Origin of the sequence: Microvirga tunisiensis (genome assembly GCF_009296175.1) — a bacterium.
In the GTDB taxonomy this organism is placed as follows: Bacteria; Pseudomonadota; Alphaproteobacteria; order Rhizobiales; family Beijerinckiaceae; genus Microvirga; species Microvirga tunisiensis.
Genome location: NZ_VOSK01000071.1, coordinates 1 through 26,635, shown reverse-complemented (window position 1 = coordinate 26,635; position 26,635 = coordinate 1). Strand labels below are relative to the sequence as shown.

Annotated in this window: 26 protein-coding genes; 13 read left to right on the top strand and 13 right to left on the bottom strand. The window is 64.8% G+C overall.

Annotated elements, in window-relative coordinates:
- A partial coding sequence (locus tag FS320_RS18120) for a helix-turn-helix domain-containing protein (RefSeq protein ID WP_152713225.1) occupies window positions 1-391 on the bottom strand: 391 nt, incomplete at its 3' end.
- A 137-nt stretch (window positions 392-528) separates the two neighbouring features.
- Window positions 529-2,589, bottom strand: coding sequence for a DNA topoisomerase IV subunit B (gene parE / locus FS320_RS18115; RefSeq protein ID WP_152713224.1), 2,061 nt, complete (start codon window positions 2,587-2,589; stop codon window positions 529-531).
- A gap of 222 nt (window positions 2,590-2,811) precedes the next feature.
- Between parE and FS320_RS18110 the strand changes: the two genes are divergently transcribed.
- A complete protein-coding gene (locus tag FS320_RS18110; protein WP_152713223.1) occupies window positions 2,812-3,024 on the top strand; it encodes a hypothetical protein in 213 nt (70 codons plus the stop codon).
- Here the strand turns inward: FS320_RS18110 and FS320_RS18105 are convergent.
- The 3 genes from FS320_RS18105 to FS320_RS18095 all read right to left on the bottom strand — a co-directional run bounded on the left by FS320_RS18105 (window position 3,013) and on the right by FS320_RS18095 (window position 8,008).
- Window positions 3,013-3,513, bottom strand: coding sequence for an MgtC/SapB family protein (locus FS320_RS18105; RefSeq protein WP_152713222.1), 501 nt, complete (start codon window positions 3,511-3,513; stop codon window positions 3,013-3,015). The two genes, FS320_RS18110 and FS320_RS18105, sit on opposite strands and share 12 nt — an antisense overlap.
- A gap of 5 nt (window positions 3,514-3,518) precedes the next feature.
- Window positions 3,519-6,227, bottom strand: coding sequence for a type I DNA topoisomerase (gene topA / locus FS320_RS18100; protein ID WP_152713221.1), 2,709 nt, complete (start codon window positions 6,225-6,227; stop codon window positions 3,519-3,521).
- 137 nt (window positions 6,228-6,364) lie between these two features.
- Window positions 6,365-8,008, bottom strand: coding sequence for an isovaleryl-CoA dehydrogenase (locus tag FS320_RS18095; protein ID WP_152713220.1), 1,644 nt, complete (start codon window positions 8,006-8,008; stop codon window positions 6,365-6,367).
- 103 nt (window positions 8,009-8,111) lie between these two features.
- Between FS320_RS18095 and FS320_RS18090 the strand changes: the two genes are divergently transcribed.
- From FS320_RS18090 to dprA, 4 genes are read left to right on the top strand one after another with little or no spacing between them, the layout of a single operon-like run.
- Window positions 8,112-9,059 (top strand): aspartate carbamoyltransferase catalytic subunit, encoded by a 948-nt coding sequence (locus tag FS320_RS18090; protein WP_152713227.1) that lies wholly within the window; start codon window positions 8,112-8,114, stop codon window positions 9,057-9,059.
- An 8-nt stretch (window positions 9,060-9,067) separates the two neighbouring features.
- Window positions 9,068-10,360, top strand: a complete 1,293-nt coding sequence (locus FS320_RS18085; protein WP_152713219.1) for a dihydroorotase — start codon at window positions 9,068-9,070, stop codon at window positions 10,358-10,360.
- 10 nt (window positions 10,361-10,370) lie between these two features.
- Window positions 10,371-10,973: a glycerol-3-phosphate 1-O-acyltransferase PlsY gene (plsY, locus tag FS320_RS18080; RefSeq protein WP_152713218.1), complete on the top strand. Its 603-nt coding sequence runs from the start codon at window positions 10,371-10,373 to the stop codon at window positions 10,971-10,973.
- Window positions 10,974-10,976: 3 nt separating this feature from the next.
- Entirely contained in the window at window positions 10,977-12,164 is a 1,188-nt protein-coding gene (gene dprA / locus FS320_RS18075; protein ID WP_152713217.1) for a DNA-processing protein DprA, read from the top strand.
- Window positions 12,165-12,169: 5 nt separating this feature from the next.
- Here dprA and FS320_RS18070 read toward each other — a convergent pair whose 3' ends face one another.
- Window positions 12,170-12,415 carry a hypothetical protein gene (locus FS320_RS18070; RefSeq protein WP_152713216.1) on the bottom strand — a complete coding sequence of 82 codons (246 nt, stop codon included), beginning with the start codon at window positions 12,413-12,415 and terminating at the stop codon, window positions 12,170-12,172.
- Window positions 12,416-12,509: 94 nt separating this feature from the next.
- On the bottom strand, window positions 12,510-13,436 hold the full coding sequence (locus FS320_RS18065; RefSeq protein ID WP_152713215.1) for an AEC family transporter: 927 nt from the start codon (window positions 13,434-13,436) through the stop codon (window positions 12,510-12,512).
- 160 nt (window positions 13,437-13,596) lie between these two features.
- Between FS320_RS18065 and arfB the strand changes: the two genes are divergently transcribed.
- Window positions 13,597-14,019, top strand: coding sequence for an alternative ribosome rescue aminoacyl-tRNA hydrolase ArfB (gene arfB, locus FS320_RS18060; RefSeq protein WP_152713214.1), 423 nt, complete (start codon window positions 13,597-13,599; stop codon window positions 14,017-14,019).
- Between the two features lie 4 nt (window positions 14,020-14,023).
- Here the strand turns inward: arfB and FS320_RS18055 are convergent, their stop codons facing one another.
- The 4 genes from FS320_RS18055 to epmA form a co-directional block, all read right to left on the bottom strand.
- A complete protein-coding gene (locus FS320_RS18055; RefSeq protein ID WP_152713213.1) occupies window positions 14,024-14,392 on the bottom strand; it encodes a hypothetical protein in 369 nt (122 codons plus the stop codon).
- A 101-nt stretch (window positions 14,393-14,493) separates the two neighbouring features.
- On the bottom strand, window positions 14,494-14,877 hold the full coding sequence (locus FS320_RS18050) for an SPW repeat domain-containing protein (protein WP_152713212.1): 384 nt from the start codon (window positions 14,875-14,877) through the stop codon (window positions 14,494-14,496).
- A 112-nt stretch (window positions 14,878-14,989) separates the two neighbouring features.
- Entirely contained in the window at window positions 14,990-16,042 is a 1,053-nt protein-coding gene (locus FS320_RS18045; protein ID WP_152713211.1) for a lysine-2,3-aminomutase-like protein, read from the bottom strand.
- A complete protein-coding gene (gene epmA / locus FS320_RS18040) occupies window positions 16,039-17,091 on the bottom strand; it encodes an EF-P lysine aminoacylase EpmA (RefSeq protein ID WP_162003078.1) in 1,053 nt (350 codons plus the stop codon). The genes FS320_RS18045 and epmA overlap by 4 nt, the downstream gene beginning before the upstream one ends.
- Window positions 17,092-17,291: 200 nt before the next feature.
- Between epmA and efp the strand changes: the two genes are divergently transcribed.
- The 5 genes from efp to FS320_RS18015 all read left to right on the top strand — a co-directional run bounded on the left by efp (window position 17,292) and on the right by FS320_RS18015 (window position 22,088).
- Window positions 17,292-17,813: an elongation factor P gene (efp, locus tag FS320_RS18035; protein WP_244627208.1), complete on the top strand. Its 522-nt coding sequence runs from the start codon at window positions 17,292-17,294 to the stop codon at window positions 17,811-17,813.
- Between the two features lie 120 nt (window positions 17,814-17,933).
- The gene (locus FS320_RS18030) at window positions 17,934-19,118 is read left to right on the top strand and encodes an aminotransferase (protein WP_152713208.1); all 1,185 of its coding nucleotides are present in this window, start codon (window positions 17,934-17,936) and stop codon (window positions 19,116-19,118) included.
- A gap of 169 nt (window positions 19,119-19,287) precedes the next feature.
- Window positions 19,288-20,349 (top strand): Ppx/GppA phosphatase family protein, encoded by a 1,062-nt coding sequence (locus FS320_RS18025; protein WP_420846742.1) that lies wholly within the window; start codon window positions 19,288-19,290, stop codon window positions 20,347-20,349.
- Window positions 20,346-21,044, top strand: a complete 699-nt coding sequence (locus tag FS320_RS18020) for an SAM-dependent methyltransferase (RefSeq protein ID WP_162003076.1) — start codon at window positions 20,346-20,348, stop codon at window positions 21,042-21,044. Before FS320_RS18025 ends, FS320_RS18020 begins: the two co-directional genes overlap by 4 nt.
- 108 nt (window positions 21,045-21,152) lie before the next feature.
- A complete protein-coding gene (locus tag FS320_RS18015; RefSeq protein WP_152713206.1) occupies window positions 21,153-22,088 on the top strand; it encodes a Gfo/Idh/MocA family protein in 936 nt (311 codons plus the stop codon).
- Between the two features lie 168 nt (window positions 22,089-22,256).
- Here FS320_RS18015 and FS320_RS18010 read toward each other — a convergent pair whose 3' ends face one another.
- Both FS320_RS18010 and FS320_RS18005 read right to left on the bottom strand, forming a co-directional pair.
- On the bottom strand, window positions 22,257-23,114 hold the full coding sequence (locus FS320_RS18010) for a dienelactone hydrolase family protein (RefSeq protein ID WP_152713205.1): 858 nt from the start codon (window positions 23,112-23,114) through the stop codon (window positions 22,257-22,259).
- A 38-nt stretch (window positions 23,115-23,152) separates the two neighbouring features.
- On the bottom strand, window positions 23,153-24,589 hold the full coding sequence (locus FS320_RS18005; protein WP_152713204.1) for a DHA2 family efflux MFS transporter permease subunit: 1,437 nt from the start codon (window positions 24,587-24,589) through the stop codon (window positions 23,153-23,155).
- Between the two features lie 174 nt (window positions 24,590-24,763).
- Here FS320_RS18005 and guaB point away from each other — a divergent pair, with 174 nt between their 5' ends.
- Both guaB and FS320_RS17995 read left to right on the top strand, forming a co-directional pair.
- Entirely contained in the window at window positions 24,764-26,257 is a 1,494-nt protein-coding gene (gene guaB, locus FS320_RS18000; protein WP_152713203.1) for an IMP dehydrogenase, read from the top strand.
- Window positions 26,258-26,278: 21 nt separating this feature from the next.
- The gene (locus FS320_RS17995) at window positions 26,279-26,623 is read left to right on the top strand and encodes an MAPEG family protein (protein WP_162003075.1); all 345 of its coding nucleotides are present in this window, start codon (window positions 26,279-26,281) and stop codon (window positions 26,621-26,623) included.
- Window positions 26,624-26,635 lie beyond the last annotated feature (12 nt).

The following is a 26,635-nucleotide window of genomic DNA, read 5'->3' as shown; positions in this document are numbered from 1 at the left end:
AGATCCGCTGCACGCTGGTGTGGGACAGGCCTGTGACAGCGGCCATCGAGCGCACGCTCCACTGCGTCGCTCGCGGCGGCTTCTCAGGCAGGGTCATGTCGACAACCCGCTGGATCACCGCGGCCGTCAGGGGCTTGCGCCCTGGCGGGCGGGTGGCGTCCTTGAGAAGCCCGTCGACGCCCGCCTGCGCATAGCGGCGGCGCCAGCGCCTCACCGTCAGAGTGCTCGTGCCGACGCGGCCGGCGACCTCGGTAGCGCGCAGGCCCTCACCAGCCAGCAGAACAATCCGAGCCCGCCAGACGACCTTCTGGGATGTGTTGCGGTCACCGACCAAGCTCTCCAAGCGATCTCGATCAGCGGCGGGAACCTCAATGCGTTCGATCTTGCCCATCAGAGCAGGATCGCACGTCGGATCGGATTTCGGAATCACTCGTCAGTGACAGAACACTAGCGACAACCAGACGTCGATGGCCGGGACGAGCCCGGTCATGACCGATCGGATGTGATCCCGGCAACCCGAAGTTTCCTTTAAATGTCCAGATCCGCCTCGTCGGCGAAGGCTGCGCGTTCCTGGATGAAGGCGAAACGGGCTTCGGGCTTGTTGCCCATCAGGCGCTCGACCGCGTCGCTGGCTTCCGGCCTGTCGTCGGCTTCCACGACCACCTTCAGAAGCAGGCGCTTCTTCGGGTCCATCGTGGTTTCCTTCAACTGAGCCGGGAGCATCTCGCCGAGGCCTTTGAAGCGGCCGATCTCGACCTTGCCGTTGCCTTTGAACACCGTCTTCATCAGCTTTTCCCGGTCGGCATCGTCGCGGGCATAGGCCGATTTCGAGCCCTGGGTCAGCCGATAGAGGGGCGGGACTGCGAGATACAGGTGCCCGCCATCGATGAGGCGCGGCATCTGCCGGTAGAAGAAGGTGATCAGCAGCGAGGCGATGTGGGCGCCGTCCACGTCCGCGTCGGTCATGATGATGACCTTCTCGTAGCGCAGGTCGGAATCCTTGTAGTGAGAGCCCGCGCCGCAGCCCAGCGCCTGGACAAGGTCGGAGAGCTGCTGGTTCTGATGCAGTTTCTCCCTGCCGGCCGAGGCCACGTTCAGGATCTTTCCACGCAGCGGAAGCACCGCCTGAGAGGCGCGGTCGCGGGCCTGCTTGGCGGAGCCGCCGGCCGAGTCGCCCTCGACGATGAAGAGCTCGGAGCCCTTCGCGCCGGCATTGGAACAATCCGCCAGCTTGCCGGGCAGGCGCAGCTTGCGGGTCGCGGTCTTGCGGGCGACCTCCTTCTCCTGGCGGCGGCGCAGGCGCTCCTCCGCCCGGTCGATGACCCAGTCGAGGAGCTTGTTGGCCTGCTGCGGAGCCGCCGCGAGCCAGTGGTCGAAGGTGTCGCGGATCGCGTTCTCGACGATGCGGCCGGCTTCCACTGTGGCCAGCTTGTCCTTGGTCTGACCTTGGAACTCCGGCTCGCGGATGAAGACCGAGAGCATGGACGCGCAGGTGGCCATCACGTCGTCGGTGGTCACGGCCGCCATGCGCTTCGACTGTCCCACGCGCTCGGCGTGCTCGCGCAGAGCACGCAGGAGCGCTATGCGCAGGCCGTTCTCGTGGGTGCCGCCGTCAGGCGTTGGCACCGTGTTGCAGTACGAGATGGAGAACCCGTCCTCGTTGGTCATCCAGGCGACTGCCCATTCCAGCGAGCCGTGGCTTCCGGGCTTGGTGATCTTGCCGGAGAAGAGCTGGTCCGTGACCAGGTCCTTCCCCTCGATATCGTGGAGCAGGTAGTCCTTCAGGCCGTTCGGGAACTTGAAGGTCGCTTCCGCCGGAACGTTCTCGGTGCCTTCGATCAGGGACGGCGCGCATTTCCAGCGAATTTCGACGCCGCCGAACAGATAGGCCTTGGAGCGGGCCATCTTGAACAGGCGGCGCGGCTGGAAATGGGCGTCCTTGCCGAAGATCTGGTGATCGGGCTTGAAGCGCACCTTGGTGCCGCGCCGGTTGAGCACGCGCCCGACGGTCTCCAGCTTGCCCTGCGGAAGGCCGCGGGCGAAGATCTGCCGATAGAGGGTCTGGCCGCGCGCCACCTCGACCTCGAGGATCTCGGAGAGGGCGTTCACCACCGAGACGCCGACGCCGTGCAGGCCGCCCGAGGTCTCATAGACCTTCGAGTCGAACTTGCCGCCCGCGTGCAGGGTGGTCATGATGACTTCGAGGGCCGACTTCTTCGGGAATTTCGGGTGCGGATCGACCGGGATGCCGCGACCGTTGTCGGTCACGGACAGCCAGCCGCCTTCCTCCAGCTCCACCTCGATGAAGGTCGCGTGTCCCGCGACAGCCTCGTCCATGGAATTGTCGATCACCTCGGCGAAGAGGTGGTGCAGGGCCTTCTCGTCCGTACCGCCGATATACATGCCGGGGCGGCGGCGGACGGGCTCGAGCCCCTCCAGCACCTCGATGGCGGACGCGTCATAGCCAGCTTCGCCCGGCGTGCCCTGTTGGGGCGCGGGACGAGACACCTTGACGGCGGCATTGCGGGCCGAGGCAGGTGCAGCGCGTTTGGCGGCTGCGCCCCCGAAGAGATCGTCATTGTCTGTCATTGGGACCTTGGTCCGAGATGATGATTCGCGTTTCTTTACACTATATCCCATACCGTTTTTATACGTGAACAAAACGGAAACGGAAAGGGTAGTTTGTCGTCCGGAGGGACAAAAGCGAAATCAGGTTAGCTTGTAAAGGTTACCAGCGATTTCCCCCGAAAGGATGTCTTTCGGTTGTCACAAGGAACTGTTTAAATTCCATTCACGTTGGAAAGGTTAAGCATGAGCTTGACGGGAGATTTGGGCGTGGCGACGCAGACGACTTTAGGACCGGCACAGAAGCTTCACTTGGACCGCGCCGCGCGCAACGCCGGTGAGGCTTTCGCCTTCGAGGAGCCGGATACGACCCCTGTCGCCCACCGTTCCTATGGGGCCAGCCTGATCTGGCTCGGCATGGCAGCCGTCGCTGTGCTCGGGCTCGGACTAGTCTTCTAAATCCCCTGCATCCGGTTTGTTGCCGAAAATACGAATGAGCCTCCGCTCAAGGCGTGTGCCGTAGGTCAGCAGAAAGAGCGTGACGAGCGTGCCGGCGATGGTGATGAACCAGGCACCCAGCCCAGCCGTGACACCGAGGCCTGCCGCGATCCAGACGGTCGCCGCCGTCGTCAGGCCCTGAACCTGCATCTGGTCCCGGCCCCGCAGGATTGCCCCCGCACCCAGAAAGCCCAGACCCGTCATGATGCCCTGCACGACGCGGCTGACCGCATCCTGACCGAAATGAAGGCCCTCATAGACCGAGCCCGACAGGATTACGATGGCGGAGCCGAGGCCGACGAGACCGAGGGTGCGCATACCGATCGGCTTGTTGTGAATGTCCCGGTTGATCCCGATGAGCATGCCGGCGATGGTTGCGCCGCAGAGGCGCAACGTCATCTCGATCTGGTCGGCATATTCCACCGACAGCCAGGACAGCCACTCCCGCATCGGGATCAGCCTGCCTTGGCTGTCTTCTTGGCGGCTGCCGTCTTAGACGAGGCCTTCTTTGCAGCAGGCTTCTTGGCTGTACTCTTCTTCGCCGCCGTCTTCGTGCCGGTCTTCTTCGCGGCGGGCGCCTTGGCCGCAGCCTTCTTGGCCGGAGCCTTGCGTCCACGGGTCGGTTTCTTCGACGGACCGGCTGCACGGCGGGCTTTGAGGAGGCCGATGGCCTCGTCCAGCGTCACCGCTTCGGCGGGAAGCGTACGCGGCAGGGTGGCGTTGGTCTCGCCATCGGTCACGTAGGGCCCGAAGCGTCCGGCCTTCACCACGATGGGCTTGCCCGATTCCGGATCGTCGCCGAGGGGACGGCCGGGGTCGGCCGCGCCGCGTCGGGCGCCACCTCCGCCGCTTTCCTTGGTGACGATCAGGTCGATCGCCCGGTTGGCGCCGATCTCCAGCACGTCGTCGCCAGGGCCGAGATTGGCGTAGATCTTGCCGTGCTGAACGTAAGGTCCGTAGCGGCCGATGCTCGCCAGGATCGGCTCACCCGATTCCGGATGGGTCGCCACCTGGCGCGGCAGCGCCAGGAGCTTCAACGCCTTCTCCAGGTCGACCATAGCCGGGGACGTGCCCTTGGGCAGGGACGAGCGCTTGGGCTTCTCGCCTTCGCCGAGTTGGACGAAGGGGCCGAAGCGGCCATCGCGCAGCGTGACCTCCAGGCCCGTCTCAGGATCAGTGCCCAGCACCTTCACGCCCGGCGTGCCGCCGTTCTCCGACGAGCCGTCACCCTCACCCTCGACGCCGCTGGCGGCAAGCTGGCGGGTGTATTTGCACTCGGGATAGTTGGAGCAGCCGATGAAGGCGCCGAACTTGCCCAATTTCAGAGAGAGCTGGCCCGTGCCGCAGGTCGGGCAGGTGCGCGGGTTGGAGCCGTCGCCCTTGTCCGGGAAAATATGCGGCCCGAGCAGCTCGTTGAGAGCGTCGAGCACTTCCGTGGTGCGCAGTTCCTTCGTCCCGCCGATGGCGGCGGAGAAGTCGCGCCAGAAGTCGCGCAGTACCTGCTTCCAGTCGATCTCGGAATTGGAGATTCGATCGAGCTGCTCCTCCAGATCCGCGGTGAAATCGTATTCCACATAGCGGCGGAAGAAGCTCTCCAGGAACGCGGTGACGATGCGGCCTTTGTCCTCGGGCACGAGCCGCTTCTTCTCGATCTTGACGTATTCGCGGTCGCGCAGGGTCTGCAGCACGGCTGCATAGGTCGAGGGACGGCCGATGCCGAGCTCCTCCATGCGCTTCACGAGGGATGCTTCCGAATAGCGCGGAGGCGGCTCGGTGAAGTGCTGGCTCGCAGCGATGCGGCGGCGTTCCAACGGATCGCCGGCCTTCATCGGCGGCAGGCGGCCCTCATCCTCGTCGCCTTCGTCGTCCTTGCTCTCGTTGTAGAGCGTGAGAAAGCCGTCGAACTTGATCACCTGGCCGGTGGCGCGCAGGTCGATCTTGCGCGGGCCGACCTGGGCCGCAATGTCGGCCGTGGTGCGCTCGAGTTCCGCCGATTCCATCTGGCTGGCCACGGTGCGGGTCCAGATCAGGTCGTAGAGGCGTGCCTGCTCGGGCTCCAGATACTTCGCCACCTGTTTCGGCAGGCGGCCCATGTCCGTCGGGCGGATGGCCTCGTGGGCTTCCTGGGCGTTCTTGGCCTTTGTCGTGTACTTGCGCGGCGCGGAAGGCACGTAGCGATCGCCGTATTCCTTGCCGATGACGCGGCGGGCGGCCTGCACGGCTTCCGGCGCCATGTCGACGCCGTCCGTACGCATATAGGTAATGAGGCCGACCGTCTCGCCGCCGATATCGACACCCTCATAGAGCCGCTGCGCGATGCGCATGGTCTGGGCAGGCGCCAGGCCCAGCTTGCGCGAAGCCTCCTGCTGCAGGGTCGAGGTTGTGAAAGGCGGGTAGGGGTGGCGCTTGGCGGGCTTCGCCTCGATGTTCGCCACCGAGAAGGTCGCGAGCTCCAGGTCCTTCTTGAAAGCTTCCGCATCCTTGCCGTTGCCGATGTCGAGGCGCTGGATCTTCTTGCCGTCGGCGCCGACGAGGCGCGCGTCGAACACGCCGCCGTCCTTGGTGGCGAGGGTGGCGATCAGGGACCAGTACTCACGCGGCTTGAAGGTCTCGATCTCGAGCTCGCGGTCGCAGACGAGGCGCAACGCCACCGACTGCACGCGGCCTGCCGAACGGGCGCCGGGCAGCTTGCGCCAGAGCACGGGAGAGAGGGTGAAGCCCACGAGATAGTCGAGGGCGCGGCGGGCCAGATAGGCGTCGACGAGCGCCTGGTCGATCTCGCGCGGCTGGCGCAGGGCCGCCAGCACCGCATCCTTGGTGATGGCGTTGAAGGTCACGCGCTCGACCGGCAGATCCTTGAGGACGCGCTTTTCACGCAGAGCTTCCAGCACGTGCCAGGAAATCGCCTCGCCTTCCCGGTCCGGGTCGGTGGCGAGGATGAGCTTCTCGGCTCCCTTGATCGCCCTGGCGATATCAGTGACCCGCTTCGAGCCCCTGTCCTCGAGCGTCCAGATCATACGGAAATCATCATCTGGGTCGACCGAGCCGTCCTTGGCGGGCAGATCGCGGATATGCCCAAAGGAGGCCAGGACCTCGTAGTCCTTGCCGAGATACTTATTGATCGTCTTGGCCTTTGCAGGCGACTCGACGACGAGGACTTTCATGAACGATTTCCTAAAAGCGGGAGCACGCGGATGCCCTGTTACCAGGGCAGACACGGCGGTCAGCCCCTGACGGTCGCAGGGCGGGATAAGTGGTTGATGATCGCCGACAAGTCAAATCGGACTTGTACGTATGTTTCCTATATGGCCACGAAGGCCCGCTCCAGCAAGGGAATTACCGCCGGCCCAAGGTCGTTGGCACCGATCATCCGGGAGGGGGCGGCAAGGCGGGTGAGGGCATAGGCCTCGGTGATTTGAGGCGGCGCGGAGCGGGCAAGGGCGGCGGTGGCGGCCAGGATGAAAAGCCGCTCCGCTACGAACCTGGCCTTCGCCTCGGCGTCGAAGGATTGGAGGGCCAGAACGATGTCCCGCGCGGCATCCGAGGCGCCGGGAAGTTCGGCAACGTCTGTCATCAGGCGCTCCAGAACGGAGGCCGCGACCTCAGGTTCCCGGTTCTCCGCGCGGAGGATGTCGAGGGCGATCACATTGCCCGAGCCCTCCCAGATCGCATTGACCGGGGCCTCACGGTAAAGCCGGGGCAGGGCGCTCTCCTCCACATAGCCATTGCCGCCGAGGCACTCCATGGCCTCGTAGAGGAGACGCGGAGCGGCCTTGCAGATGCCGAACTTGGCGGCCGGGGTGACGAGCCGGGCATAGGCCGCCTCGTGATCGTCAGAGCGCTCGACATCGAAGCTGTGTGCGGCCCGCAGGGCGAGAGCCGTCATGGCCTCGCTCTCAAGGGCGAGGTCCGCCAGCACCATCCGCATGGCGGGCTGATCGATGAGCTTCTTCTGGAACACGCTGCGATGCCGGGCATGGTGCATGGCGAGCGCCAGCCCCATCCGCACGAGGCCCGCCGAGGCCACGGCGCAGTCGAGGCGGGTCAGCTGCACCATCCCGATGATAGTGCGCACCCCGCGGCCTTCCTCGCCGATTCTCCAGGCAAGGGCCTCCTGGAACTCGACCTCGGAGGAGGCATTCGACCGATTGCCGAGCTTGTCCTTCAGCCGCTGCAGATGAACGGCGTTGAGTGAGCCATCCGGCCGGAAACGGGGAACGAGGAAGCAGGTGAGCCCGCCCGGAGCCTGAGCGAGCACCAGGAAAGCGTCGCACATCGGGGCCGACATGAACCATTTGTGGCCTGTGAGGGCATACTCGTCCCCGGCCTTGGCTGCGGCACGGGTCGTGTTGGCGCGGACATCGGTGCCGCCCTGCTTCTCGGTCATGCCCATGCCGAGGGTGACGGCTGTCTTCTCCCAGAAGGGGATGAAGCGGGAATCGTAATTCCGTGAGCGGATCCTCGGCAGCCACTCGGCGAGTCGGCTGGGCGAAGCCGCCAGCGCCGCCACCGAGGCATGGGTCATGGTGATGGGGCAGATATGCCCGCTCTCGACACCGGCCGCCGTGTAGAGCCGCGCCGCCCGCGCCACGTGGGCATGACCGGTCCTGGGCTCATCCCATGCCGAGGCATGGAGACCGTCCTCCATACTGGCCCGCAACAGCACATGGTAGGCGGGATGGAACTCGACCGCATCGATCCGGTATCCCCGCGCATCGTGTGTTCGCAGCTTCGGAGGGTTCTCGTTGGCGAGGCGGCCGATGTCGAAACGTTCCGCCGAACCCCAGGCTTCACCAAAGGTGACGAGGCCCTCCGCCTCCGCCGCGTCGACGCCGCTGACCTTCACCGCGTCGAGCAGGGGACGGTTGGTCGCGATCAGGTTCACGTCGCCGAAGGGCGGCGTTTGGTTGAGAACGTCATGGGTGTCGAACGAGTGCATGGCCATCGCCCCGCGGCACAATCCCTGTTTATTCTAGGGTTGAATGGCGTCTCGCGTAGAGAGCCTGCTTGCCGCCGTTTGCCGGAGCGCCTATAGCCATCGCTTTAAGATGATTGACGCCCCCCGATCCGTATTTCCCCACCGGCATCTCCTCGGCATCGAGGGGCTGTCTCCTTTGGACATTCAGGCGCTTCTCGATCTGGCCGACGAACAGGTCGAGGTGAGCCGCCAGATCGAGAAGAGCAAGTCGAGCCTTCGCGGCCGGACCCAGATCAACCTCTTCTTCGAGGCCTCGACCCGCACCCAATCCTCCTTCGAGATCGCCGGCAAGCGCCTCGGCGCCGACGTGATGAACATGCAGGTCGCCTCGTCCTCGGTGAAGAAGGGCGAGACGCTGATCGACACGGCCGTGACGCTCAACGCCATGCGGCCCGACATCATCGTCGTGCGTCATCACGCAGCCGGTGCGGTGCATCTGCTCGCGCAGAAGGTCGACTGCTCGGTGGTCAATGCGGGCGACGGCGCGCACGAGCATCCGACCCAGGCCTTGCTCGATGCGCTCACCATCCGCCGCAACAAGGGCCGCATCGAAGGCCTCACCGTGGCGATCTGCGGCGACATCCTGCATTCGCGCGTGGCACGCTCCAACATGATCCTGCTCGCCGCCATGGGCGCGCGGGTGCGTCTCGTCGCCCCCTCGACCCTGCTGCCGCCGGGCATCGCGCGGCTCGGGTTCGAGACCTTCACCAGCATGAAGGAGGGGCTGAAGGATGCGGACATCGTCATGATGCTGCGCCTGCAGCGCGAGCGCATGAACGGTTCGTTCGTGCCCTCGGTGAAGGAGTATTTCCGCTTCTACGGGCTCGATCAGGAGAAGCTCGCCTTCGCCAAGCCCGACGCGCTCGTGATGCATCCGGGGCCGATGAACCGGGGCGTGGAGATTTCGTCGGACGTGGCGGACGGCGCGCAGTCCCTGATCCGCGAGCAGGTCGAGATGGGCGTCGCCGTGCGCATGGCGGTGCTGGAGGCTCTGGCGAGCCATCTTCCGAACCGGTGAGAGGCGTCATGAGCAACCAACCCATCCTGTTCAAGAACGCTCGCCTGATCGATCCCGCCAGCGGCCGCGAGGAGCGTGGCGGGGTTCTGGTGCGCGACGGCGTCATCCAGGCTGTCGGCCCGCAAATCGCGGAAGCGGCCGACGCGCAGGTGATCGATTGCGGCGGGCAGGTGCTCAGCCCCGGTCTTATCGACATGCGCGCCTTCATCGGCGAGCCGGGCGGTCCCTATCGCGAGACCCTCAAGAGCGCCGGCGAGGCGGCAGCGGCCGGTGGTGTCACCACCGTCGTGTCCATGCCCGATACGAGCCCGGTGCTCGACGATCCGGCCGTCATCGATTTCATCGTGCGCCGTGCGCGCGACACGTCCATCGTCAATATCTGCCCGGCCGCCGCCCTGACGAAGGGGCTGGAGGGGCAGGAGATGGCGGAGATCGGCCGCCTCAAGGAAGCCGGCGCCATCGCCTTCACGGACGGCGCACGCTCGCTCACGAATGCCCAGGTGATGCGCCGGGCTCTGACCTATGCCCGCGATTTCGACGCGCTGATCATCCACCACGTGGAAGATCCCGACCTCGTCGGGCAGGGTGTGATGAACGAGGGCGAGTTTGCCTCACGGCTCGGGCTGCCCGGCATCCCGCGCGAGGCCGAGACGGTGATGCTCGAGCGCGACATCCGGCTCGTACGCCTCACGGGCGGGCGCTATCACGCGGCGATGATTTCCTGCGCCGATTCGGCGGAGATCGTGCGGGGCGCGAAGGAAAGAGGGCTGGCGGTCACCTGCGGGGTCTCCATCAATCACTTGGCCCTCAACGAGAACGACATCGGCGATTACCGGACCTTCCTGAAGCTCTCGCCACCGCTCCGGCACGAGGACGACCGGCAGGCGATGATCGAGGCGCTGGCCGACGGCACCATCGACGTGATCGTCTCGGATCACAATCCACAGGATGTGGAGAACAAGCGGCTGCCCTTCGCCGAGGCAGCCAACGGGGCGGTCGGGCTCGAAACGCTGCTCTCGGCGGCTTTGCGCCTCGTCCAAGCGGGCCACATCCCGCTGCCCAGGCTCCTGCACGCGCTTTCCACGAAACCCGCAGAAATCCTCGGGTTTCCGGGCGGCCGTCTTGCCGTGGGCGCACCGGCCGATCTCATCGTCTTCGATCCGGATGCGCCTTACGTTCTCGACAAGCGCCAGCTCAAGTCGCTGTCCAAGAACACGCCCTTCGACGAAGCCCGCCTGGAAGGACAGGTTTCGATGACGATGGTTGCGGGCAGGGTAGTTTTTCAGCGCGATACGATGTAACGAGAAATGAATGTCTGACGAAGCCAACCTCCTGCACCTGCTGGCCGCTCTGATCTTCGGCTATCTTCTGGGCTCGATTCCGTTCGGCCTGATCTTCACCCGCATGGCGGGCCTGGGCGATGTGCGGAAGATCGGTTCCGGCAATATCGGCGCCACCAACGTGCTGCGCACAGGGCGTAAGGGCCTCGCCGCCGCGACTCTGCTCGGCGATGCGCTCAAAGGCACGGCCGCGGTGCTGATCGCCGCGCAATGGGGGCCGCAATTCGCAACGGTTGCGGCACTCGGTGCCTTCATGGGCCATCTCTTTCCCGTGTGGCTCAAGTTCAGGGGCGGCAAGGGCGTCGCGACCTTCATCGGCGTCTTGATCGGCCTCAAGCCGCTGGCCGCCCTGATCTTCGTCCTGATCTGGATCGGGATTGCCTTCGCCACCCGCTATTCCTCGCTCTCCGCCCTGGTCGCCAGCGCTGCAACGCCCGTCGTCCTTTGGCTTCTCGGTGAGCCCGGAATGGCCGGAACGACGATCATCCTCGTGGCGCTCCTCTGGTGGAAGCACAGCCAGAACATCAGCCGCCTTCTCGCCGGGACCGAGGGCAAGATTGGGCAGAAGGGATAATCCATGATCCTGACGGATGAGCAGCGTCTCGATTGGCTTCGCCTCATCCGCTCGGAGAAAGTGGGCCCGCGCACCTTCCGCGCCCTGATCAACCAATATGGCGGCGCCGCCGGTGCCCTGGAGGCCTTGCCGGATCTCGCCCGTCGCGGCGGGCGCCTGATGCTGAAGGTCTGCAGCCGGGCGGAGGCCGAGAAGGAGATGGCCGCTGCCAGGCGCCTTGGCGTTCGCTTCATCGCAATGGGCGAGCCGGATTATCCGAAAACCCTGCAGGCCGTCGATACCGCACCGCCCCTGTTGGCTCTTCGCGGGTCGGCCGACGTTCTGGCCAGACCCTCCGTTGCTATCGTCGGATCGCGCAACGCCTCGGCCTCCGGCCTCACCTTCGCGGAGCGCCTGGCGCGCCAGCTCGGCGAGGCCGGTTACGTGGTTGTGTCCGGGCTGGCGCGAGGCATCGACACGAAGGCCCATAAGGCGACGCTGGAGACCGGGACGGTTGCCGTCCTGGCCGGTGGTCACGACCGGATCTATCCGGCCCAGAACGAGCCGCTGCTGCAGGCCATCGTGGAACAGGGCGGGGCGGTGATTTCGGAGATGCCCATGGACTGGGAGCCGCGGGGGCGGGATTTCCCGCGCAGGAACAGAATCGTGTCGGGTCTCTCCTATGGCGTCATCGTCGTCGAAGCGGCGCGCCGCTCGGGCTCGCTCATCACCGCACGCTTCGCGCTGGAGCAGGGGCGGGAGGTCTTTGCCGTTCCGGGCTCGCCGCTCGACCCCCGCGCCGAGGGCACGAACGATCTCATCCGCGAGGGCGCGACCCTCTGCGCCGGCGTCGAGCATGTGACGAGCGTCCTGGAGCCTCTGATCGCCTCCGGTCCCCGCCTCGACCAGGGCGCGGAGGAGCCGCACTACACCCTCGGCTCCGAAGAGCTCTGGGACGAACCGGACCTTCCCGACATCGTCCGCGCTCCCGTGCGGCCGGTCATGCCCGAGGCTGGCCTCGATGAGGAAGCGGGTGCGGAAGAGGCCGATCTGATCGCTTTTCTCGGACCCTCGCCGGTTGCTGTCGACGATCTCGTCCGGCAGTCCGGCCTCTCGATCCGCAATGTTCAGATGGCCTTGCTGGAGCTAGAGATCGCCGGACGCCTGGAACGCCACGGCGGCAATGCGGTGTCACTGATTGTCGGGCGTTGAACGGCTTACCGGTCCTTTTCAGCCACTTGAAGCGTCCTGATAGCCTCCAAGCGCACCATATCCAGGAGATAGGTCAGAAGATCGAGCCTTGCCTCACGGGCGAGGAATGATAGCTCCGCGGCAAATTCAGAAATGTACTGAGCCGTTTCCATCACCGACATGCCTGTCTGACCAGAGTCGGCCGCACCGGCCGTCGCCTGCTGATCGTTCGGAGCCGGGGCTTTGAGGAATTGGCGCGGGGGTTTGGACATCGAGGCCGACACTGTCCCTTTGTTTCAAGTCAGCTAGATTGTAGCACAACCAAAAATAAAACAAGCGCATTTTACCTAACCTTAGGTTGTATAATCAGCTCAAAAGGGAGATCATTAGTGGCATCGACGCGAGGGCCAGCAGCGTCTGCAGGGTCAGGATCTCGGCCATGAGGCTGGCATTGCCGCCCATCTGGCGGGCGAGCACATAGGCGGCGCTGGCTGATGGTACGGATGCCGCGATGATCGTCACCGTCACGTCGCTGCCGGTTACACCGATGAAGCCGGCAAAAGTCACTGCGATGATCGGCATCAGGATGAGTTTGAGGCCCGCAGCCAGTACATGAGGCAAGCCGGGGCTGGCGAGCCTTCGGATGTCGAGGCCTGCGCCGACGATCAGCAAACCTGCCGCCAGCGCCGCCCGCCCCACCACCTCGATATACCCCGCGATAGGCTTCGGAAGCGGCGGAGCCAGGACATTGAGCACGAGGCCCACGGCGCAGGACCAGATGAAGGGGTTGGTCAGGAACGAGCGCAGGATGTCCCACGGGCTCTGCCTGGGCCTGCCTGCAAACCGGATGAAGACATAGAAGGCCAGCAGGTTGAGGAGCGGCACCATGGCCGCGATAGCGACCGCGATCAGGGCGATTCCGCGCTGTCCGAACAGGCTTCCCGCGACCGCAAGCCCGACGAAGGTGTTCCAGCGCGTCGCGCCCTGGAAGATGGAGGTGAAGCTCGGACCGTCGATACCGAGCCTGCGCTCCAACACGGGCCTCAAGGCCAGCACGAGGGCGGCCATCGTCAGGATGGCGCCGATCAACGCGCCGCCGACGCCGAGGACGGGCACGGAAGAAAGGTCGGCGCGGGACAAGGTGTCGATGATGAGAGCCGGAAAAAAGATCACGTAGGTGGCGCGCTCAAGCCCGGCCCAGTGCTGCTCGCTCACGAAATTCGTCGCCCGGCAGAGCCAGCCGGTGGCGATGATCAGGAAGGTCGGGATCAGGCTGGCGAGAATGGCAGACATGGAAAGCCATGGAAGAAGCCGGAGGATGCGCTCCGGGAGAAGCTGCGTGCATGAGGCGCTTAAGTCCTATCGAGGCCATCGACAAGCGCCGGATAAGCTTGCATTGGAATTCGATCCTGACGCCCCACTTGTTTTTCTCCCGTCCGGTCCGAGGCCCTTGATGATCCAGGTGACGAATTCCATCGCGCTCGATGAATCGGAGCTCCAGGAAAGCTTCATCCGCGCCTCCGGTCCGGGCGGCCAGAACGTCAACAAGGTCGAAACAGCCGTTCAGCTGCGCTTCGACGTGCGCAATTCCCCGTCTTTGCCCGATTATGTGAAGGAGAAACTGGAACGGCTGGCCGGAAAGCGGCTCACGAATGAGGGCGTTCTCGTCATCACGGCCCAGCGTTTCCGCAGTCAGGAGCGCAACCGGGAGGATGCGGTCGAACGACTGGTCGAGCTGATCCGTCAGGCGACCGAGCGCCCGAAGCCGCGCCGCCCCACGCGGCCGACTCTGGCATCGAAGAAACGCAGGCTCGAGGCGAAGGGGCGGCGGTCCGATATCAAGAAGGGTCGCAGCGGTAAGCCGGGCTTCGACTGAGCCATCACCCCTGAAGAACGATGCCGCCGAAGCCAAACAGATCGGCGAAGACGGCAAACACGACACCGAGGCCGACGAGGATCAGGCCGGTCAGAAAGAACCGGATCGAGCGGTTGTACCGTTTGAGCTGCAGCGAGGAGACAAGGAGCAGATCCGCCAGCGCCTTGACCTGCAGGGCGAGGCCCAACGTGATCGAGGTGACCGCGACGAGATCCGTTTGCATCCATTCCCCGGGAAGCGCCGACCAGCGGCTCAAGAATCCCAGGGAGAAGCCGACGACGACGCCGATGGCCGTGATCGAGCCGTTGCGGAAGGTGGAGTCGACGCGCTGCTGCTCTTCGGGTTCGGCCGGCTTGACCGCATCGTTCGCCATCGTCGGGCTCCGCCTCCCGCAGGTCCCGGTCGAACCTGCTCGGGGGCGATCTTACTGCAGTTTGCGGCCGAGGTCGTCTCGAGGGAAGCGAAGGCTGCGGATCATCGGCCGTAGTCGCGGCCAACACCGACGTCGGCGGTGTCGGGTACCGTGTTCGTCGTCAGGGCAACGGCGATCTCGAACACACCGATGATGAGGTGAGGCCAGAACACCTGATCCGCGAAGCCGAAAAGCCACGGCGAGGCCGCCAACAGCAGGCCGCCCGCCGCATCGACGCCGAGATGAGCCCGCATCGGGATCAGCCTCGCCAGCGAGAGTTCGTAATCGGTCATGAGGCTCATGACCAGGATGGCGGCTCCAAGGATCATGGGCACCCATTGGGCCGGTCCATTATCGGCGAAGCCGAGCACGAAGGGAGCCATGATCAAGGCGAGCCCGGTCAGATAGTCGATGGCACCATGGATACGGGTTGGAATGAAACGCATGAACAATCCTCATCCGGCTTGGCTGCATACGGGCGCGAAGGCGCATCAGTCAAAGCCTGGTCGAGGCCAATGTTCCCGAAACCGGTCGACTAAGTAATTGAACTAACTTATGTTATTCCGAAGGTGGATAGGTGTGCTCAACGCCCTTGAAGTCCGAGACCGTATAGCGGCCTGCATACTCCTGCCGAATGGCATCCGGTCCGATCGCCGCCTTGCCATGGCCGCCAGGGATGTCGAGGATGTAGGTTGGTTGGCAGAGCCCCGAGATCCGTCCGCGCAAGCCTGCGACCAGGGCACGGCCTTCCTCGATGCTCAGGCGGAAATGGCTCGTGCCGGGGGCGAGGTCCGGATGGTGGAGGTAATAGGGCTTCACCCTCGTCTCCACGAAGGCCCGCATGAGGGCGGCGAGCGTATCGGGATCGTCGTTGACGCCCTTCAACAGCACGGACTGGCTGATCATGACGATGCCTGAATCGACGAGCCGCGCGCAGGCCGCACGGGCCGTGGGCGTCAGCTCGCGCGGATGATTGGCATGGAGGGCCACATAGGCGGTTTTTCCGCTCGCCATCAGGGCCGCGATCAAAGCGTCGTCGATCCGCTCCGGCTCGACCACGGGAACGCGGGTGTGGAAGCGGACGATCTTCACGTGGTCGATGGCGGAAAGCCGCTGCATGATCTCGGTGAGGCGACGCGGGGAGAGCACCAGCGGATCGCCGCCGGTGAGGATTACCTCCCAGATTTCCGGATGATCGCCGATGTAGGCAAACGCCACGTCCATGGCATCGGGCGAGAGAGTGCCGAGTCCCTGCGGCCCCACCATCTCGCGGCGGAAGCAGAAACGGCAATAGACCGGGCAGACATGCACGGCCTTGAGCAGCACCCGGTCGGGATAGCGATGGACGATGCCCTCGACCGGCGAATGGGCGAGGTCCCCGATGGGATCGGCGCGCTCCTCGGGCGTCACATTCAGCTCGGCCGCATCCGGCACGAACTGGCGTGCGATCGGATCGTTCGGGTCGGCCCGGTCGATCAGCGCGGCCATGGCGGGGCTGATCGCGATGGCATAGCGCTCGGCCAGGCGCTCGATCCCGGCCAGACGGTCCGGGGCAACAAGACCGGCATCGGTCAATTCCGCAGGGGTCCGGATGGAACGGATCGCGTTCAACGGCTCGTCTCCGGCACGGGCGCCCAGAGCACCTGATCGATGCGCGAGGCGCCGGTGGCGAGCATCACCAGCCGGTCGAAGCCGAGCGCGATGCCGCTGGCCTCCGGCATCTGGCTCAGCGCCGCCAGAAAATCCTCGTCCACGGGGTAGCTTTCTCCATAGACCCGCATCTTTTCCACCATCTCGGCCTCGAAGCGCCGACGCTGCTCGGCCGCGTCCGTCAACTCGCCGAAGGCGTTGGCGAGTTCCACGCCGCAGGCATAGAGCTCGAACCGTTCCGCCACGCGAGGGTCGCGGACGGTCGGTCGGGCGAGGGCCGCTTCCGCCACCGGGTACTCGTCCAGGATGGTGGTCCGTCCAAGGCCGAGATTTGGCTCGAGCCGCTCCACGATGACGCGGCTGAACAGGTCGGCCCAGGTATCGTCCACGGCCACGCGCAGGCCCGCCGCCTTCAGGCTGGCGGCCAGGTGTTCGCGGTCTGTCGCGCCGGTCCGGTCGAGGGAGGCGAGAAGATCGATGCCGGCAAAGCGCTCGAAAGCCTCGGCCACGCTCAGGCGCTCCGGTTCCTGGAAAGGATCGGTCTCCCGGTCCCGGTAGGTGAGAGTGCGGGTGCCGACCGTCTCGGCGGCGAGGCCCAGGATCTCGCCGCAATCCTTCATGAGCGTCTCGAAGCTCTCGCCCGCCCGGTACCATTCGAGCATAGTGAATTCCGGGTGGTGCAGGGGGCCGCGCTCGCGGTTGCGGTAGACATGGGCGAAGCAGGCGATGCGGGTCTCGCCCGCCGCCAACAGCTTCTTGCAGGCGAATTCGGGGGAGGTGTGGAGGTAGAGGGACGCCCGCGATCCGTCGGGCCCGACAGCTTCGGTCGCGAAGGCATGGAGATGTGCCTCGTTCCCCGGCGAGGTCTGGAGCGTGGCCGTATCGACCTCCACGAAGTCGCGCCCTGCGAAGAATCCTCGCAGGGCCGCCTGGATGCGGTTCCGGCCCAGAAGAAACGGGCGCCGATCCGCATGGACATGCGGCGTCCACCAGGGAGAGGGTGCAGGCACAAGGTGATCCATTCCAAAGGCGCTCGTTAAGGTCGGACTGGCGATTTGCGCCAAGATAGGCTACTTGCGGCTCCGAAACCGTTTTCGGTGCCACTGGGGGGCAGGACGACCCGACCCTCCCGACGCGCCCCTATCTGTCACAAGGAAAGCTTCCCGTGAAGGTCATCGCCTCTACGCTCCGCAAAGGCAACGTCGTCGACATGGACGGCAAGCTCTATGTGGTCCTCACCGCCCAGAACATCCACCCCGGCAAGGGCACGCCGGTCACCCAGCTCGACATGCGCCGCATCTCCGACGGCGTGAAGGTCTCCGAACGCTACCGCACCACCGAGCAGGTCGAGCGCGCCTTCGTGGAAGACCGCGAGCACACCTTCCTCTACGAGGACGGCGAGGGCTTCCATTTCATGAACCCGGAAACCTACGATCAGGTGACCGTGCCGCAGGACATCATCGGCGACCTCAAGCCCTACCTTCAGGAAAGCATGGCCGTGATGCTCTCGACCCACAACGGTGTCCCGATCGCCCTCGAGCTGCCGGCCCGCGTCACCCTCGAGATCACCGAGACCGAGCCGGTCGTGAAGGGCCAGACGGCGTCCTCGTCCTACAAGCCCGCCATGCTCTCGAACGGTGTGCGCACCCTGGTGCCGCCCCATATCCAGGCCGGCACCCGCGTGGTCATCATGACGGAAGACGGCTCCTACGTGGAGCGCGCGAAGGACTAAGGGATCATCCTCGGAGCCCGGCTGTCAGAAGCCGGGCGATAAGGATCTTGAAGGGCAGGAGGTTTCGGTGGAGGCTCACCGGACGTCCTGCCCTTACATTTTTTGGAGTCGAACGGTCTCATGGCGCCCGGTCTTGCGAATTCCATCAATCCTCTCGTCGCGGACGTGGGGAGCCCTCCGATCCCCGAGGCGCAGAGCTGGATCAAGCGCTATGACGGTTCGTTCGGGCCGCTGATCAACCTTTCGCAGGCTGTTCCGGGCAACGCCCCCCACGCCAGCCTGCTGGAGCGGATGGCGGCTGCAGCCGGCTCCGCGGTCGGGTCGCAATATGGTCCCATCAACGGCGATGCGCCCTTCCGTCAGGCCTACGCCGCCGATCTCTCCCGCCTCTATGAAGGCCGGATCGCACCGGACGACACGGCGATCACGGCGGGCTGCAACATGGCCTTCTTCGCCGCCATGATGCTGCTCGCCCATCGCGGCGAAGCGGTGCTGCTGCCGACGCCCTGGTATTTCAATCATCAGATGACCCTCGACATGCTCGGCATCGAGCCGCGTCCGCTGCCCTGCCGGGCCGAGACCGGATTCGTTCCGCGAGTGGAGGACGCGGAACCGCTGATCGACGAGAAGGTCAGGGCCGTTGTCCTCGTCACACCCAACAATCCGACCGGGGCCGTCTATCCCGCTCACGTGATCGAACGCTTCGCGCAACTCTGCCGCAAGCGCGGCATTTATCTTGTGATCGACGAGACTTACCGGGACTTCCTGCCGCAGGAGGTGAACCGCGCCCATGGTCTGTTCATTGGCGATGAATGGCGCAACACGGTGATCCAGCTCTATTCGTTCTCGAAATCCTACGCGATCCCGGGTCACCGAACGGGAGCCATCACGGCCGATGCCCTGGTGATCGAGCACATCGCCAAGATCCTCGACTGCATCCAGATCTGCGCCCCGCGTACGGCCCAGGCCGCTTTGCCATGGGCGATCGACGCCCTGCGCGACTGGCGCGAGGACAACCGGGCCGAGATCAACCGGCGTGCACAGGTTTTTCAAGACGCTCTCGCGCCTCTGCCGGAATGGAAGATCGAGTCGGTCGGCGCCTATTTCGCCTATCTCCGCCATCCCTTCCCGGAGGCCGGGGCGCAGCAGGTGGCGGAGAAGCTCGCGACGGAGCGGGGCGTCCTGTGCCTGCCGGGGAGCTATTTCGGCCCCGGCCAGGAAGGGCATCTACGCGTGGCCATCGCCAATGTGGGATCCGATGTTCTTCAGGGTCTGACGGAGCGCTTCAAGGACCTTCGGCTCTGACGCTCCCCGGGAGGGTGGGCGACAATCTGCAGGCCCTGCTCTTGGCAGGACGGCAGGGCGATGGTTACTCTCTTCTTCAAACAAGGCATTCGATAGGGATGCTCGGGGATTCGTTTTGACCGTCAAAGTGGACGTGACCGCAGAACCAGGAGACCGACATGCGGATCCGTTGAATGGATCCGCAAACGGCACGGCCTTGGTTGCGGAGCGTCCCTCGCCGGCACGGACGGATCATCGGCGGCGTTCCTCCAAGAGCTATGCGGCGCTCGATCTAGGTACGAACAATTGCCGCCTTCTCATTGCGGAACCTGCGCATTTCGGCTTTCGCGTCGTCGATGCGTTCTCGCGCATCGTGCGGCTCGGCGAAGGCCTCGGCCTGGGCAATCGCCTGAGTGACGACGCGATCGGACGTACCCTCGATGCGCTTCGTGTCTGCCGTGAGAAGATGGCGGCGAAGGATGTGGCGCGGGCGCGCCTCGTGGCGACCGAGGCCTGCCGGCTCGCAGAGAACGGCCCGTTCTTCATCGATCGCGTGCGCGACGAACTCGACCTCGATCTCGAGGTCGTCGACCGCAAGACGGAAGCCTATCTCGCGGTCACGGGCTGCGCGTCCCTTGTCGATCCCAAGGCTCATTCCGTCATCGTGTTCGATATCGGCGGCGGCTCGACGGAGATCGCGTGGCTCGACGGCCAGGCGCCGCATGCCTTCGCCGATCCGTGCAAGCGCATCCGGGCGTGGGATTCGCTGCCCGTCGGCGTGGTGACGCTGGCCGAGCGCTATGGCGGCATCGACGTCACGCCCGAGACCTTCGAGGGAATGGTCGAGGAGGTGTCCGAACTTCTGCTCGATTTCTCGCTCGTGGCAGCCCCGGCGGGCCGAGGCCACAACTTCCATCTGCTCGGGACCTCGGGAACCGTCACGACCGTCGGCGGTATTCACTTGGGCCTTGCGCGCTACGACCGGCGCCGGGTCGACGGGATGTGGATGCGCAACGGCGAGATCTCGACAGTGATGCAGCGTCTGCTGCATTCGGATTTCACGCAGCGTGCGGAGAACCCCTGCATCGGCAAGGAACGCGCCGATCTGGTTCTCGCGGGCTGCGCCATCTTGGAAGCGATCCGGCGGGCTTTTCCCTCGGAGCGCCTGCGCATCGCGGATCGCGGACTGCGCGAAGGAATTTTGATGAAGATGATGCGAGAGGATTCGGTGTGGCGAGGGGGCCGGCGGTGAGTGCCAAGACAGGTTCCGGGGTCCGCAATCTCAAGCAGCGCGTGAAGACCGCCAACAAGCGATCCCTCTCTTCGCAGAAATGGCTCGAGCGTCAGCTCAACGATCCCTACGTCGCTCGCGCCAAACGCGAGGGTTATCGCTCGCGTGCGGCCTTCAAGCTGCTGGAAATCGACGAAAAGTTCAAGATCCTCAAGCCCGGCCAGAAGATCGTCGATCTCGGTGCCGCGCCCGGCGGCTGGTCGCAGATCGCCGCCAAGGTGGTTGGTCCGAAGGGCAGGGTTGTCGGCATCGACCTCCTGCCCATCGATCCGATGGCAGGCGTCGAGTTCATCCAACTCGACTTCCTGGACGAGAGCGCTCCCGGCAGGCTGATCGAGATGCTCGGCGGTCCTGCCGACGTGGTCATGTCCGACATGGCGGCCAACACCACCGGCCACAAGAAGACCGATCACCTGCGCATCATCGGTCTAGCCGAGGCGGCGATCTATTTCGCCCGCGAGATCCTCGCACCCGGCGGCGCCTTCGTCGCCAAGGTGTTCCAGGGCGGCACCGAGAACCAGCTTTTGGCCGACCTCAAGCGCGATTTCGCCGTGGTGCGCCACGTGAAGCCCGCAGCGAGCCGGGCCGACTCGGCGGAACTCTATGTGCTGGCGACCGGTTTCCGGGGACGGGCGGACGAGACGCCCGCAGCCTGACAGGCCTAACGCATCGTGCGTAAAAGTGGATCCGGTTCTCCGCTCCGAACGATGCGCCAGTTAAAATGAGCATCGAATCCGAAGCCCTTGATTGTAAGGACCACGACCATGGCAGCGCACCAGATCGGCATCATCGGCTTTGGCAAGATCGCTCAGGATCAGCATCTGCCTACGATCAAGGGTAATCCGGATTTCGAGCTTCTGGCAGTCGCGAGCCAGCGCGGGCTGCAGCCGGATGAGGCGAAGTACACCTATCAGGATTACCGGGACCTTCTGAAGCTGCCCGAGATCGAGGCCGTGTCGATCTGCACGCCGCCCCAGGTCCGCCATCAGATCGCCCGCGAGGCGCTTCTGGCGGGCAAGAGCGTGCTGCTGGAAAAGCCGCCCGCGGCCACTTTGAGCGAACTAGAAGATCTCAAGGAGCTCGCCGCGAAGATGGGCAAGGTCGTGTTCACGACTTGGCACGCCCAGTACAACAAAGCGGTCGAGGAGGCGAAGAAGGCGCTCGCCGGATGGGTCATCAAGCGGCTTCTGGTCACCTGGAAGGAAGACGTGCGCCACTGGCATCCGGGCCAGCAATGGATCTGGCAGGCCGGTGGCTTCGGCGTGTTCGATCCTGGGATCAACGCGCTCTCCATTGTCACCCGCATCATGCCCGAGCCGGTTTTCATCAAGAGCTCCAGCCTGGAATTCCCGGCCAATCGCGCCGCGCCAATCGCTGCTCATCTCACCTTCTCGGCAAGCCACGGCGACGGCGACCTGCAGGCGGTCTTCGACTGGCGCCAGACCGGCCCGCAGACCTGGGACATCGAGGTGGAGACCGAGGCCGGCCTGAATCTCAAGCTCACCCATGGCGGAAGCTGCCTGGAGATCGGCGGAAAGCTCATGGTGCAGGAGGAGCCCGCGGAGTACCAGGGCATCTACCAGCGTTTCGATACCCTGCTGAACACGCGCCAGTCGGAAGTCGACGTCGCCCCGTTCCGCCTCGTGGCGGACGCCTTCATGATCGGTGAGCGGGTACAGGTCGAGGCGTTCGAGGATTAAGGTAGTGCTGTTACTCCCGGCTGAGCGCCAACAACGACCCAGATTGATTTGTCGAGCAGCCAACACGTCATCACCGGCCTTGTGCCGGTGATCTCGCTTCTTTGGAGCGCGATGCCCTCCCAATCGAGATGGCCGGGACAGGCCCGGCCATGACGTGAGGAGAATTCCTTAAGCCAAGTTCTTCTTCAGGAACCCGACCGTCCGTCGCCACGCGAGATCCGACGCCTCCTTGTCGTAGCGGGCAGCGTTGGTGTCGTTGTTGAAGGCGTGGTTGGCGCCCTCGTAGACGTAGATCTCGTAGGTCTTGCCCGCCTGCTTCAGCGCCGCCTCGTAGGCCGGGATGCCGGCATTGATGCGCTCGTCGCGCCCGCCATAATGCATCATCATCGCGGCATCGATCTTCGGAACGTCCTCCGCGTTTGGCTGGCCGCCGTAATAGGCGACGCCTGCCTTCAGGTTCGGCTCGTTGACCGCGAGGTTGTTCACCGCGCCGCCGCCCCAGCAGAACCCGACGGCGCCGGCTTTGCCGTTGCTGTCCGGGCGGCCCTTCAGATAGGCCACCGCCGCCTTGCCGTAGGCGAGGATATCCGATGCCTTAAGCTGGCCGATCATGTCGCGGCCTTTATCCTCATCCTCCGGCGTTCCGCCCATGGGCGAGAGATAATCGAGGCCGAGCGCGATAAAGCCTTCGGTCGCCATGCGGCGGGTCACGTCCTTGATGTGCGGGTTGAGACCCCGGTTCTCATGGATGACGATGACGGTCGGCAGCTTACCCGTGGCGTCCTTCGGCTTCACGAGATAGCCCTTGAGTCCCGGAGCGCCGGGAATATCCACGATCTCGGCGGTAATCCGTTGATCGTTCTCCTGGACGGTCTGCGCCTGGGCGTAGTTGTTCTGCAGGATCGGCAGCAGGGCCGTCGCGGCTGCCGCGCTTCCGGCCAAGGCGCCGAGCTTGTCGATGAAGCTGCGGCGGCTCATGCCGCCGTGGGTGAAGTCGTCGTAGAGGTCGATAATGCGCTGATCCATGGGGTGGCCTCCTGGTCCCGCACGAAAGCTAGCGCAGCCTATCGGCCGGACATACCGTCCCCGAGGCCGGTGGAAGGAGGTTTTTCCTTCACAATCCTGTGTCCCGACATCTCGGCTCCAGCAGTTGGAGAAAGTCCGATGAAGACGAAACCGGCCAAAGCGGACACCATCGCAACGGCCCAGAAGGCGGGGCCGAAATCGGCCGCCGTGATCACAGGGTTGCCGTCGAGGCTCGCGGCGACTTCCAGCACGAAGGCGCCGAAGGCCACGCCGATGCTGAGCGACACCTGCTGGAGGGCGCTCGACAGGCTCGTGGCGTAGCTCATCTCCCGGTTGGAGATCTCCGCATAGCCGATGGCATTGAGGCTGGTGAACTGGAGCGAGCGGAAGCAGCCACCGACCAGAAGAACGATCATGATCAGCCAGTGGGGCGTCTCGGGCGTGAAGAACCCGTTGGCGGCGACGAAGCCCGCTCCGATGAACGCATTGACGATCAAGAGCCTGCGGAAGCCCGTTCGCTCGAGGATGCGCTTGGCCATGGTCTTCATGAACAGGGCACCCACGGCCGCGATGAAGGTGAGTGAACCGGACGCCAAGGGACTGAGCCCGAATCCGACCTGCAGCATCAGCGGCAGCAGGAACGGGATGGCGCCGATGCCGACACGGAAGAGGAAGCCGCCGACCACGCTGATGCGGAAGGTCGGGATCTTCAGGAGGCGGAGTTGCAGGACCGGATAGGGCGTGCGCCGCGCGTGGAAGACATAGAGGACCAGGCAGATTGCGCCGATCACCACGCATCCGGTCGAGATCTCCGCCGGGATGAGGTGGCGCCCGCCGGAGGCGAAGCCCAGCATGAGCAGCGCGAAGCCGAAGCCTGAGAGCACGAAGCCGATGAAGTCCAGCGGCGGCGTATCCTCCTCCCTGACGTTCGGCACGAAGATTGTCGCGAGCACGATGCCGAGGACCCCGATGGGGATGTTGATGAAGAAGATCCAGCGCCAGTCGAAATAAGTGGTGATGAAGCCGCCGAGCGGCGGACCGACGATCGGGCCGACGAGGGCCGGGATCGTCAGAGTGGCGAGCGCCTGCACCACCTCGCTGCGCTGGACGCTCCGCAGCAGCACAAGGCGGCCCACCGGCACCATCATGGCCCCGCCGGCGCCCTGGACGAAGCGGGCGATCACGAACCACTCGAGGGAATTGGCGCCCGCGCAGGCAAGCGAACCCGCCATGAACACGCCGATGGCGGTGGTGAAGATCGTCCGCGCGCCGTACTTGTCCGCCATCCAGCCGGAGATCGGGATGAAGATGGCGAGGCTCACCAGATACGAGGTCAGGGCGAGCTTGAGAGCGATCGGGTCAGTCCCCAGGCTCTGCGCGATCATCGGCAGGGACGTCGAAATCACGGTCGAATCCGTGTTCTCCATGAACAGGGCCGTGGCGATGATCAGCGGGAGAAAGCGGGATTGGCGCATGACTCGCGGACTTAGCGCCCTGCAACCTCCTTGCAAAGGGTAAAAAGGCGCAAGGCAGGTCTTCGGGGAATGCGCCGCTCGACGCTTTGCGAAATGACAAGCCCGTGCTACGGACCCGTGCCAACTCGCCAAAGCGTTATTCTCTCATCCGCGCACCCCTAAAGGAGTTGGTTCATGGCCCCTGTTTTAGCCGATAAGATCATCGATGGACTGACCTTCGATGATGTGCTCCTCCGGCCCGGCCGCTCCGAAGTCCTGCCCGGTGACGTGGATGTGGCGACCCAGCTGACCCGGACCATCCGCCTCAACATGCCGATTATCGCCTCCGCCATGGATACGGTGACGGAAGCCCGCATGGCCATCGCCATGGCCCAGAACGGCGGCCTCGGCGTGATCCACCGCAATCTCGAGCCGGAAGCCCAGGCCGAGCAGGTCCGCCTCGTGAAGCGCTACGAGTCGGGCATGGTGATGAACCCCATCACCATTCATCCGGACGAGACCTTGGCCGATGCGCTCGCGATGATGAAGCATCACGGCATTTCCGGCATTCCGGTGGTCGAGCGCGGACCCAGCGGCGCCAAGGGCAAGCTCGTCGGTATCCTGACCAACCGCGACGTGCGCTTTGCTAGCAACCCCGGCCAGAAGGTCTCCGAACTGATGACGAAGGACCGCCTGATCACGGTCCGTGAGGGCGTCAGCCAGAACGAGGCGCGCCATCTTCTGCACCAGTTCCGTATCGAAAAGCTCCTGGTCGTCGACGACCATTTCCGCTGCATCGGACTGATCACGGTGAAGGACATCGAGAAGCAGGTCGCCTATCCGAACGCGGCGAAGGACGAGCAGGGCCGCCTTCTGGTCGCCGCCGCCACCACCACGGGCGAGCAGGGCTTCGAGCGCGCCGAGCGTCTCATCGATGCAGGCTGCGACGTGGTCGTGGTCGATACCGCTCATGGCCATTCCGTGAAGGTTCTGGAGAGCGTCACCCGGGTGAAGAAGCTCTCGAACGCCGTTCAGGTCATTGCGGGCAACGTGGCGACGCGGGAAGGCGCGCAGGCCCTCATCGACGCTGGCGCGGATGCGATCAAGGTCGGCATCGGCCCCGGCTCCATCTGCACCACCCGCATCGTGGCGGGCGTCGGCGTGCCTCAGCTCACGGCCATCATGGAGGCCGTCGAGGCGGCCTCCCAGGCGGACGTTCCGGTGATCGCCGACGGCGGCATCAAGTTCTCGGGCGATCTCGCCAAGGCGCTCGCCGCCGGCGCCTCCTGCGCCATGGTGGGCTCGCTGCTCGCCGGCACGGACGAAACCCCAGGCGAGGTCTTCCTCTACCAGGGCCGCTCCTACAAGTCCTACCGCGGCATGGGCTCGGTCGGCGCCATGGCCCGCGGCTCGGCGGACCGCTACTTCCAGGCGGAGGTGCGCGACACCCTGAAGCTCGTGCCGGAAGGCATCGAAGGGCAGGTGGCCTATAAGGGCCCGGTCTCAGGCGTTCTGCATCAACTCACCGGCGGCCTTCGCGCTTCGATGGGCTATGTGGGCGGTGCGAACCTCGCCGAGTTCCGCGAGAAGGCGCAGTTCATCCGCATCACCAGCGCGGGTCTGCGCGAGAGCCACGTCCATGACGTGACGATCACGCGGGAAAGCCCTAATTACCCGACTCGCAGCTAAGCTTCAGTCGAGGTCCCGCCCGTGAGCATCACCGCCATCCTTCTTCCGGTCTACGTCCAGGTCGCGCTGACCTTCATCCTGCTGCTCTGGATGGGCAGCTCGCGGTTGGGCAGCCTGCGCGCCGGAGAGGTGAAGGTGAAGGACGTCGCGCTGGGCGAGCGCAACTGGCCCAGCCGCATCCTGCAGGTCCAGAACGCTTACCATAACCAGTTCGAACTGCCGGTTCTGTTCTATATGCTGGTGACGCTGGCGCCAACAAGCGACATAGAGCATACGGTTTTCGATCTGCGACCATTGCGTATCCCTGGCATCCGCTGTTCGGACAGACCGTTCAGGTCTCGCGGTATCGGCGCGGTAAGGCCTTGAGCTTCGTCTATA